This is a genomic window from Actinomadura sp. GC306 (assembly GCF_004348665.1).
Lineage (GTDB): Bacteria > Actinomycetota > Actinomycetes > Streptosporangiales > Streptosporangiaceae > Spirillospora.
In genome coordinates this window covers 1-9,946 of the sequence record NZ_SMKM01000248.1, presented here as the reverse complement: position 1 = coordinate 9,946, position 9,946 = coordinate 1, and the positions used below count along the sequence as shown (strand labels likewise).

Here is a 9,946-nt window from a genome sequence, read left to right as displayed (position 1 = left end):
GCGGCGGAGCGTACTGGCCGGGAGGAGGTGGCGGCGCGTACTGCCCGGGCGGGGGCGGCGCGTACTGGCCCGGCGGAGGCGCCTGCGGCTGCGGAGGCGCGGGCGGCGCCATGGGCTGCTGGGGCGGCGGAGGCGCCTGCGGGCCCGGGTCGTCGACCGAGATGCCGTAGTCGGTGGCCAGGCCGGCGAGCCCCGAGTCGTAGCCCTGCCCGACCGCGCGGAACTTCCACGCCCCCTGGCGCCGGTAGAGCTCACCGAGCACGAACGCCGTCTCGCTGGTCGCCCCGGCGCTGTCGAACCGGGCGACCTCCGCGCCGCCCGCCGCGTCCACCACCCGCACGTACAGGCCCTGGAACTGGCCGAACGTCCCGCCGTCGCACGACGCCGCGATGACGATCTTCTCGATCGCGGGCTCGACCCGGTTCAGGTCGACCGAGAGGACGTCCAGGACGGTCGGCCCCTGCTGCTTGCCCTCATGGCGCACCGCGCCCGAGCCGTGCGCGGGCTGGTTGTAGAAGACGAAGTCGTCGTCGGAACGCACCCGGCCGGATTCGGTCAGCAGGAGCGCCGACGCGTCCGCGTCGGGCACGCCCGGGCCGCTCTGCCAGCCGAGCTCGACCCGGACCGAGGGAACCGGCACCGCGGTGTTGGCGCCCTTCTGCAGCGACATGCACGCTCCTCATCATCGATCGGTGTCCCCAACCTACGGCCAGGCACGGCGGCCCCGCGACCTGCCGCGTGAGGAAAGACGCGTGGGAGCGGCCCCGGAGTTCCGGGCGGGCCTCGCGCTCAGGGGACGCGGGCGGTCCACTCGGGGGTGCTGAACTTGTCGGCGACGTACTTGCCCGCGAGGCGCAGCTCGTCCTCGGTCACCCGGTCGCCGGTCAGCCCGTAGCGGCCGCGGAAGTGCCCGATCATGCGGTCGATGACCTGCTCCCTCGGCAGGCCCGTCTGGCGGCGCAGCGGGTCGACGCGCTTGACCGCGCTGGCGATGCCCCGGTCGGAGATCTTCTCCCGGCCGATCCGCAGCACCCGTGTCATCTTCTCGGCGTCGATGTCGTACGCCATCGTCACGTGGTGCAGGACGACGCCCGAGGCCAGCCGCTTCTGCGCCGCACCCGCGATCTTGCCGTGGTCGGACGTGATGTCGTTCAGCGGCTGGTACCACGCCCTGACCCCGAGTTCGCCGAGCGCGCCGAGCACCCAGTCGTCCAGGAACGCGTAGCTCTCCGCGAACGACATGCCCGCCACCAGCGTGTCCGGCGCGTACAGCGAGTACGTGATCGTGTTGCCGGGCTCGATGAACATCGCCCCGCCGCCGCTGATGCGCCGCACCACGGTGATCCCGTACCGGTCGGCCGCCTCGGCGTCGACCTCGTTGCGCAGCGATTGGAAGCTGCCGATGACCACCGCGGGCGACGCCCACTCCCACACCCGCAGCGTCGGCGGCCGCCGGCCCGCGCCGACCTCCTCCGCGAGGACCTGGTCGAGCGCCATGTGCAGCGCGGGTTCCTGCGCCGGCTCGTGGACCAGGTGCCAGTCGTGCTCGCGCCAGTCCGACGCCCGCACCAGCGCCCGCCGCACCGCGATGCCCACGGCCTCGGCGGTGATCCCCAGCATGACCGTGCCGCGCGGCAGCGCCGCCTCGACGCGGGCGCCGATCGCCTTGGCGTCCAGCTTCGCCGGCAGGCCGTCCAGGACTCCGTTGACGGCGTCCAGCGCCTCGTCGGGCTCCAGGAAGAAGTCGCCGCTGATCCTCGGCCTGCGCAGCAGGCCGTCCACGACCTCGATGTCCGCGACGACGAGCTTGCCACCGGGAACCTTGTACTCACCGTGCATCACACACGTGCCAACCCCGGCCGGGCGCCCGTGATTCCGCGCCGGCCGGCGCCCGGCCGCCGGTCAGGCGACCGCCCGCAGCCGCGCGTCGAGCGCCTCCAGGTCAGGGACGAACCACACGTGATCGGACGCGTTGGACTCCCGGACGAGCGCCCGCAGCGCCGAGCTCGCGGCCAGGTGCTCGGAGATGTCCCCGACGACGGCGAGCCGCAGCCGGTAGTTGACGAACTTCTGCATCACCTCGCCCGCGAAGCGGGTGCCGAGGGAGAAGAAGTCCGGGGCCAGGCGGCTCGCGGGCAGGGCCACCATCTCGGCGCCGAGGAACGCCGCACCGATCAGGTCGAGCGCGTCGTCGCCGGTCGCGACCGGCGGCCCGGCCGGGTCGCACATCATCACCTGCACGCCGGCGCGCTCCTGCATGACGTCAGCCATCATCATCCTCCCGGACGAGCAGTCCGTTGTCGTCGCCGAGCACCGCGTCGAGCAGCCGCAGCACATCGGCGGTCGCGGCGGCACCGCCCAGAACCACGATCTTGAGGCGGCTCCGCTCCCGGTCGTGGACCGTCTGCACGCGCAGCTGATGGGACGGGTCGCCGGTGTTCACCCCCGCCAGCAGGAGCGTGCCGAGCCGGTCGGCCCCGGCGCGGTCGATGCCGTCGACCTGGACGATGCTCGACACCTCCACCTGCGGTGCGCCTTCGGGGGCGGCCTGGGCGGGTTTGGCGCGTCCGGTCAGCTCGTCCAGGTCCGCCTGGGCGATCCGGTACTGCTTGCCGATCCGCACCGCCTTGAGCCGGCCGGCGCGGATGTAGCCCCGCACGGTGCGCACGTGCAGCCCGAGGAGCTCCGCCACCTCCTCGACCGCGTACATTTTCTCATCCATCGCTCCCTATCCTACCCTTACTAGAGAGCGATAGATACCTTTAGGGAAGGTCAGCGACCACTATCGCATCGGGGGTGATCTGTCCCATTGACGCCTCCCCGCCGCACTTCACCTGGTATGTTCGCGCGACCCGACCGGCCGACGTCATACTCTCCGTCGGACACCGGGCCGAAATCCCCCCGAAGGAGTCGATGGCATGCGGACAAGGCCGCTCTACGACATCGCGGCGGTCCTCGCGCGACTCGGCGTGGGCGTCGTGTTCATGGCGCACGGCTGGCAGAAGATCGAGGCCGGCGTCACCGCGACGAGCCGATCGTTCGACGACCTCGGCGTCCCGCTGCCGACCGCCGCCGCCGTCTACTCCGCGTTCGTCGAACTCCTCGGCGGCGCCGCGCTGATCGCCGGGCTCGGGCTGCCCATCACCGGCGCCCTGCTCTTCCTGGACATGGCCGGCGCGTTCATCTTCGTCCACGCGGACCGGGGCCTGTTCATGGTGGACGGCCAGAACGTCCAGAACGGCTACGAGCTCGTCCTCGCCCTCGGCATGATCAGCCTGCTGTTCGCCGCGGGCGGCGGCGGCCGACTCACCGCCGACCAGTGGATCCTGGGCAAGCGGGCGCGGACCCCGGAGGACGACGGCGACGAGGAGGACGCCGCAAGCTTCGTGGCGTCCCTCCGCGCGGCCGAGACCAAACCGGTGAAGAAGCCGCGCTCCCCGCGTCCCGCCAAGGACCGGGCGCCCACCCCGGAACCCGCCAAGGAACCCGTCAAGGAACCCGACACCCCCAGCGCTCCCGGCAAGCCGGAAACGTCCGACAAGCCGGAGGACGCCGCCGAGGACGACGTGCTGGTCGCCGGCCGCAAGAACCAGCGGCGCCGCACGTCCCGCACCCAGCCGATCAAGCGCCCCACCGCCACGGACGACGACGCCACCACCTGAGAACGGAAAGGGGACCGGCCGAAGCCGATCCCCTCTCCGCGAGCGCTCACCCGGGCCCGGTCACGACGACCGGACCCGGCACGTACCTCAGCTGCAGCCGCTGGTGGAGCCGCAGCCCTCGCACACGTAGCAGCTGCCCGCGGGCCGCATCTTCGTGCCGCAGGTCAGGCACAGCGGCGCGTCCGCCGTCCGGCCCTCGCGGCTCTCGATGATCTCCATGGACGACCGCGCCTCGTCCGCCGGGGCCGCGGCCGACGCCGCCGGCCTGGTGATCTCGGCGGACTGGGCCAGCGACTCGTGGTCGACCTCGTCGCCGTGCAGGGCCGCCGGGTCCTCGCCGTTGGCCTGCATCGCGCGCTCTCCTGCGGTCAGGATGCCGAGCCCCGCGCGCTCCTCGTACGGCAGGTGGTCCAGCGCCAGCCGGCGGAAGATGTAGTCCATCACCGACGTCGCCATGCGGATGTCCGGGTCGTCGGTCATGCCGGCGGGCTCGAACCGCATGTTGGTGAACTTCTCCACCCACGTCTCCAGCGGGACGCCGTACTGGAGGCTGATGGAGATGGCCATCGAGAAGGCGTCCATCACGCCGGCCAGCGTGGAGCCCTGCTTGCCGAGCTTGAGGAACACCTCGCCGACCCCGTCGTCCGGGTAGGACGACGCCGTCATGTACCCCTCGGCCCCGGCCACGGAGAAGCGGGTCACGGTCGCGGGCCGCTGCTTCGGCAGCCGCCGGCGGACGGGACGCGGCGTCGCCGGTTCCGGCTTCTCCTCCTCCTTCTTGCCCGCGGCCGACAGCGGCTGACCCACCTTGCAGTTGTCGCGGTAGATCGCCAGGGCCTTCAGCCCGAGCCGCCACCCCTCGAAGTACACCCGCTCGATGTCCTCGATTGTCGCCTTCTCTGGCATATTGACCGTTTTGCTAATGGCGCCCGACAGGAACGGCTGGACGGCCGCCATCATCCGGACGTGCCCCATCGGGCTGATCGCCCGCTCGCCCATCGCGCAGTCGAACACTTCGTAGTGCTCGGGCCGCAGGCCGGGGGCGTCCACGACGTGCCCGTGCTCGGCGATGTACTCGACGATCGCCTCGATCTGCTCCTGCGGGTAGCCGAGCTGCTCCAGCGCGCGCGGCACCGTGTGGTTGACGATCTGCATGGACCCGCCGCCGACGAGCTTCTTGAACTTCATCAGCGCCAGGTCGGGCTCGATACCGGTGGTATCGCAGTCCATCATCAGCCCGATAGTTCCGGTAGGCGCCAAAAGCGAAGCTTGGGCGTTTCGGTAGCCGTTCCGCTCGCCGACCTTCAGGCACTCCCGCCACTGCTTCGCGGCCGCGGTGTGGATCGACTTGTCCATCTCGTGCATCGTGCGGATGCCGTCGTTGGCGGCGGCGTGCTTGCGCATGACGCGGTTGTGGCCCTCGGCGTTGCGGGCGTAGCCGGCGTACGGGCCGACAACGCCGGCCATCTCGGCGGACCGGCGGTAGGCGACACCGGTCATCAGCGACGTGATCGCCGCGGCGAGCGTCCGGCCGCCCTCGGAGTCGTAGGCGTGGCCGGTCGCCATCAGCAGCGCGCCGAGGTTGGCGTACCCGATGCCGAGCTGCCGGTAGTCGCGGGTCGTCTCCGCGATCTTCTCGGTGGGGAAGTCGGCGAAGGTGATCGAGATGTCCATCGCCGTGATGATCAGCTCGGTGAGCTTGACGAACCTGGCGACGTCGAACGTCCCCGCGTCCGTGAGGAACTTCAGCAGGTTGATGCTCGCCAGGTTGCAGGACGAGTTGTCCAGGCTCATGTACTCCGAGCACGGGTTGCTCGCGGTGATGCGCCCGGTCTCCGGGTTGGTGTGCCAGTCGTTGATCGTGTCGTCGTACTGGATGCCGGGGTCGGCGCACTCCCACGCGGCCTTGGCCATCAGCCGGAACAGGTCCTTGGCGCGGACGGTCTCCACGACCTCGCCGGTCATCCGGGCGCGCAGCGCGAACTCGCCGTCCGACTCGACGGCCCGCATGAACTCGTCCGACACCCGCACGGAGTTGTTGGCGTTCTGGTACTGGACGCTGCCGATGTCCTTGCCGCCGAGGTCCATGTCGAACCCGGCGTCCCGCAGCGCGCGGATCTTGTCCTCCTCGCGCGCCTTGGTCTCGATGAACTCCCCGACGTCGGGGTGGTCCACGTCCAGCACGACCATCTTGGCGGCCCGCCGGGTCGCCCCGCCCGACTTGATCGTCCCGGCGGACGCGTCGGCACCGCGCATGAACGAGACGGGCCCGCTGGCCGTCCCCCCGGACGAGAGCAGCTCCTTGCTGGACCGGATGCGCGACAGGTTCAGGCCGGCACCGGAGCCGCCCTTGAAGATGACGCCCTCTTCCTTGTACCAGTCCAGAATCGACTCCATCGTGTCGTCCACCGACAGGATGAAGCAGTTGTGCACGCGGATGTTGTCGCAGAGGAACTCGCTGCTCTCGGTCTGGATGTCATAGACCTCCATCGCACCGAGTTCCTCGATCTCGGCGATCTCCAGCCGCTTGGTCGGAAGGGCCGGGCGGCCCGGCTTTTCGAACCCCTGGTGGAGCTTGAGCGCCTTGGCCGGGTCGATGAACCCGATCTCGTCGGCGAAGATGCGGCGGTCTCCCGCGTTCTGGATGCGCAGGGTCCAGCAGCCGTGCCGGTCCGGCCGCGCGTCCGCCTTGAACCCCACCCTCGCGAAGATGCCGAAGCGCAGCAGGAGACGCTGCATGCCCCGGATCAGCCCTTCGGAGACCATGTCGACCTCGACGACCGTCGAGGACGCGCGTGCGGAGACGAACCCCTCGGCCTGGAAGACACTGCGGAGGTACGCGGCGACGATGGGCAGCGGAGCGGTGAAGAGCCGCTCGGGAACCACCATGTCGACCCCGCGGGCCAGTAGCCCCCACTCTTCGACGTACTCCTTCAGCACCTCTCCGTAGAGCCTGGTGCGTCGGCAGTCGAGGGTCGTGTCCTGCGTCTCCACGGTGCGCTCGTGGCGATGAACGTCGGGGAAGACGACGTTCAGGTGACGTCCGACCCACTCCCGTTCAGCGTCGGTCACCGTCATGGCCTCGATGGTGAGCGAGCGGTTCGTCCCGGTCTCATAGCGCCCCACGAAACCGTCGGACTGCAGCCAGCCCGCGAGCGCGGCCTCGGCGAACTCCCGTGACGTGATCTCCGCCTCGCCGAAGGCGTCCCGCCGGTGCCATTCGAGCTTGTCGCCGGGCTTCAGCTCGCCGGCGGGCACGAAGGCGCCGTGCTTCTGGTCGCTCGCCCGCCAGACAAGGTGGTCCGGGGTGACGTCGAGCGTGTAGCCGGCCTTGGTGTGGATTCGCAGAACGTCCCGGACACCGTTCGCCTTCGTCGCGACGATCCGGGTGAGGCCGGTGGCGTCATAGACCTTCGTGCCGACGGCGTCGTCCTCAACGAGCTTGCCGATGGGAATGAGACCGGCCGGAGTGCTCACGAGCGACTCGTAGGGAAGGCACGCCGACACCTGCTGCGGGGATTTGGTTCCGACGTTGAACCAGACCGGGGAGTTGAAGCTGAACATCTGGTGGACGAGGGCGTACTTCAGTTCGTGCTCGAAGATCTCGGCGTCCTCGTCGGAGGCGAAGTAGCCCTGCTCGCGGCCCGTCTTCACGTACATGCCGACGACGCGGTCGACGAGCTGCTTGAGGCTCCATTCGCGCTGCGGCGTGCCGACCGCGCCGCGGAAGTACTTGGACGTGACGATGTTGACGGCGTTCAGCGACCAGAAGTCGGGGAACTCGACGCCGCGCTGCTCGAAGTTCACCGAGCCGTCGCGCCAGTTGGTCATGACGACGTCACGACGTTCCCAGCGCAGTTCGTCGTACGGATGCACGCCGGGCGTGGTGAAGATGCGCTCGGCCTTCAGCCCTTTGCGGCCCCCCTTGCCGCGCCGCGCCGCCGAGCCGCTCACCGTCTCCGTCATGACCTTCCCCCTCTCGGGCCCTCCCGCCGGGCCCTGTTCAGGAACAACCCCGCCACCGCGCCGGGCATGCCCGCGCGGAGGCGCTTTACATGTGGTGTCTGTGCTTCTTGAGCCCGTCCCCTACCGGGACGGGCCGGGCTCCCCCGAGGAACCGGCCTTCCGCAGTGTTTCGATCTCCTTGGCGAAGTCGTCCAGCGACTCGAAGCTCCGGTAGACCGAGGCGAATCGCAGATAGGCGACCTCATCGAGTTCGCCGAGCGGCCCCAGGATCGCGAGGCCGATCTCGTGCGAGGGGATTTCCGCGGAGCCGGAGGATCTGATCTCCTCTTCGACCCGCTGCCCCAGCTTCGCGAGCGCATCCTCGTCGACCGGACGGCCCTGGCAGGCCCTGCGCACACCGGCGATGATCTTTTCCCGGGAGAACGGCTCGGTGACCCCGCTGCGCTTGGCCACCATCACGAGCACATTCTCCTGCGTCGTGAATCGCTTGCCGCATTCGGCGCACGACCGGCGGCGCCTAATGGCACCCCCGTCGTCGGTGGAGCGGCTGTCGATCACTTTGGTGTCAGGGTTGCGGCAGAACGGGCAGTGCACGTCCGATCCCTTCCCTGGCTAAAACGCTTCACACCGCCGAACATCGCCATATATAGGTGAAGCACATCGATGTGACTACTAGATGTTGTGGTGCAACCGTACGGCCCGCCGCAGACGTACGCAACCTGATCGGACGCCTCACGGGTCACATCACCCCGTCCCCCCAGGTCACGCAAGGCGTCTCTCCACCCACCCGGGCGTGTCGCCACACGCCGTCCACACCACGCCACGCAACCGCGAAGGATTCCCTGGTCAGCCGCCTCCCCACCCTCAACAGCGCACCCCGCAGGCCCGCAACAACACCGCCCGAAACGTCGCAAACCCGCCGCAGGCGGGGCCTGGCGGGCCCGCAGACCGCTGCGGGAGCGCCACCGGGACACGAAAGGGAGGGGACGCCGGCGGCGCGGCGTGGTGGCGCGGCGCGGTGGCGCGGTTCAGTCGGCGGGGAGGCGGAGTTGCTGGCCCGGCCGGACGGTCGGGTCGCCGCCCATGCCGTTCAGGTCCAGGATGCGCTGGACGACGAGTTGAGGATCATCGTCCGGGTCCGCGTCGACGGCGATCTCCCAGACGGTCTCGCCGGGTTTGACGACGACGGTTTCATGGGCGACCGGGGCGCGGTCCTCTCGTCCGCCGGCCAGGGCGCCGGAACCTGCGGTGAGCCAGAGCGAGACGAGGGTGACGGCCGCGGCGAAGCACACCAATGCTCCGCGGCCGCGGCGAGTCAGCCGGATCGGGGGCCGGTCACTGTGCGGTGAACCCGACATCTCCTCCTCCTCGACGTCGAATGCATTTTCGATCGAACGTCTGTACGATGTTCTACAGGGGAGATCGGCAAAAAGCGAGGGCATCTTCGAACAATTGTTTGATCATCGGGTCCGGACGCGATAGCGTTCCATGACAACGAGTGACTGTTCGAGGCGCCCGGGAGGCGACTAGCGATGAGCAAGGTCCGGGAGCTGCCCGACGGGCCCATGGACGAGACCGGCCTGACCCAGCGGCAGCGCATGGTGCTGGAGGTGATCCGCGACTCGGTCCAGCGCCGGGGCTACCCGCCGTCGATGCGCGAGATCGGCGAGGCCGTGGGGCTGACCAGCACCTCCAGCGTGTCGCACCAGCTCCGCTCGCTGCAGCGCAAGGGCTTCCTGCGCCGCGACCCGAACCGGCCGCGCGCCGTGGAGGTCCGGGTGCCGGGCGCCACCCCCGTGCGCACGGACGACGACACCTTCGAGGCGCAGGGCGCGCAGCCGGCCACGGCGCGGCCCGCGCCCGCCTATGTGCCGCTCGTCGGCCGGATCGCCGCCGGTGGCCCGATCCTGGCCGAGGAGGCCGTGGAGGACGTGTTCACGCTGCCCAAGCAGCTCGTCGGCGAGGGCACGCACTTCCTGCTGAAGGTCACCGGCGACTCGATGATCGATGTCGCGATCGCCGACGGCGACTGGGTCGTCGTGCGCCAGCAGCCGGTGGCCGAGCAGGGCGACATCGTCGCCGCCATGATCGACGGCGAGGCCACCGTGAAGACGTTCAAGCGGCGCGACGGGCACATCTGGCTGATGCCGCAGAACTCCGCCTACGAGCCGATCGCCGGCGACGACGCCTCGATCCTCGGACGCGTCGTGGCGGTCCTCCGCAAGATGTGACCGCACCGCCGGCCTGATCCACCACCCCGGCACCGTGGAGGAACCACTGGGTGATCAACCCGCGAACAGACCTACGCTGACCCACCC

9 protein-coding genes are annotated in these 9,946 nt (G+C 69.9%); 2 read left to right on the top strand and 7 right to left on the bottom strand.

Annotated elements, in window-relative coordinates:
• The 4 genes from E1200_RS26515 to E1200_RS26500 form a co-directional block, all read right to left on the bottom strand.
• Positions 1 to 670 (bottom strand): TerD family protein (locus tag E1200_RS26515; RefSeq protein ID WP_131954798.1); only part of this gene is annotated, 670 nt, incomplete at its 3' end.
• A 119-nt stretch (positions 671 to 789) separates the two neighbouring features.
• The gene (locus E1200_RS26510) at positions 790 to 1,839 is read right to left on the bottom strand and encodes a biotin/lipoate A/B protein ligase family protein (RefSeq protein WP_131954797.1); all 1,050 of its coding nucleotides are present in this window, start codon (positions 1,837 to 1,839) and stop codon (positions 790 to 792) included.
• 63 nt (positions 1,840 to 1,902) lie between these two features.
• Positions 1,903 to 2,271, bottom strand: coding sequence for a DUF4180 domain-containing protein (locus E1200_RS26505; protein ID WP_131954796.1), 369 nt, complete (start codon positions 2,269 to 2,271; stop codon positions 1,903 to 1,905).
• Entirely contained in the window at positions 2,264 to 2,722 is a 459-nt protein-coding gene (locus tag E1200_RS26500) for a helix-turn-helix domain-containing protein (RefSeq protein WP_207933558.1), read from the bottom strand. The genes E1200_RS26505 and E1200_RS26500 overlap by 8 nt, the downstream gene beginning before the upstream one ends.
• Positions 2,723 to 2,918: 196 nt before the next feature.
• Here E1200_RS26500 and E1200_RS26495 point away from each other — a divergent pair, with 196 nt between their 5' ends.
• Positions 2,919 to 3,662: a DoxX family protein gene (locus E1200_RS26495; protein ID WP_131954795.1), complete on the top strand. Its 744-nt coding sequence runs from the start codon at positions 2,919 to 2,921 to the stop codon at positions 3,660 to 3,662.
• Between the two features lie 87 nt (positions 3,663 to 3,749).
• On the opposite strand, the gene E1200_RS26490 is transcribed toward E1200_RS26495, so the two are convergent.
• From E1200_RS26490 to E1200_RS33980, 3 genes are all read right to left on the bottom strand, one after another.
• Positions 3,750 to 7,628: a vitamin B12-dependent ribonucleotide reductase gene (locus E1200_RS26490; protein WP_131954794.1), complete on the bottom strand. Its 3,879-nt coding sequence runs from the start codon at positions 7,626 to 7,628 to the stop codon at positions 3,750 to 3,752.
• Positions 7,629 to 7,748: 120 nt separating this feature from the next.
• On the bottom strand, positions 7,749 to 8,222 hold the full coding sequence (nrdR, locus tag E1200_RS26485; protein WP_131954793.1) for a transcriptional regulator NrdR: 474 nt from the start codon (positions 8,220 to 8,222) through the stop codon (positions 7,749 to 7,751).
• Positions 8,223 to 8,656: 434 nt separating this feature from the next.
• The gene (locus E1200_RS33980) at positions 8,657 to 8,920 is read right to left on the bottom strand and encodes a LysM peptidoglycan-binding domain-containing protein (protein ID WP_165950466.1); all 264 of its coding nucleotides are present in this window, start codon (positions 8,918 to 8,920) and stop codon (positions 8,657 to 8,659) included.
• 240 nt (positions 8,921 to 9,160) lie between these two features.
• Here E1200_RS33980 and lexA point away from each other — a divergent pair, with 240 nt between their 5' ends.
• Positions 9,161 to 9,859: a transcriptional repressor LexA gene (gene lexA / locus E1200_RS26475; RefSeq protein ID WP_131954791.1), complete on the top strand. Its 699-nt coding sequence runs from the start codon at positions 9,161 to 9,163 to the stop codon at positions 9,857 to 9,859.
• Positions 9,860 to 9,946: the final 87 nt, after the last annotated feature.

What these genes read in the sequence shown, in the direction of transcription:
- E1200_RS26510 (WP_131954797.1), bottom strand. Translation starts at nt 1,839, where the DNA reads ATGCACGGTGAGTACAAGGTTCCCGGTGGCAAGCTCGTCGTCGCGGAC.
- E1200_RS26505 (WP_131954796.1), bottom strand. Translation starts at nt 2,271, where the DNA reads ATGGCTGACGTCATGCAGGAGCGCGCCGGCGTGCAGGTGATGATGTGC.
- E1200_RS26500 (WP_207933558.1), bottom strand. Translation starts at nt 2,722, where the DNA reads ATGGATGAGAAAATGTACGCGGTCGAGGAGGTGGCGGAGCTCCTCGGG.
- E1200_RS26495 (WP_131954795.1), top strand. Translation starts at nt 2,919, where the DNA reads ATGCGGACAAGGCCGCTCTACGACATCGCGGCGGTCCTCGCGCGACTC.
- E1200_RS26490 (WP_131954794.1), bottom strand. Translation starts at nt 7,628, where the DNA reads ATGACGGAGACGGTGAGCGGCTCGGCGGCGCGGCGCGGCAAGGGGGGC.
- lexA (WP_131954791.1), top strand. Translation starts at nt 9,161, where the DNA reads ATGAGCAAGGTCCGGGAGCTGCCCGACGGGCCCATGGACGAGACCGGC.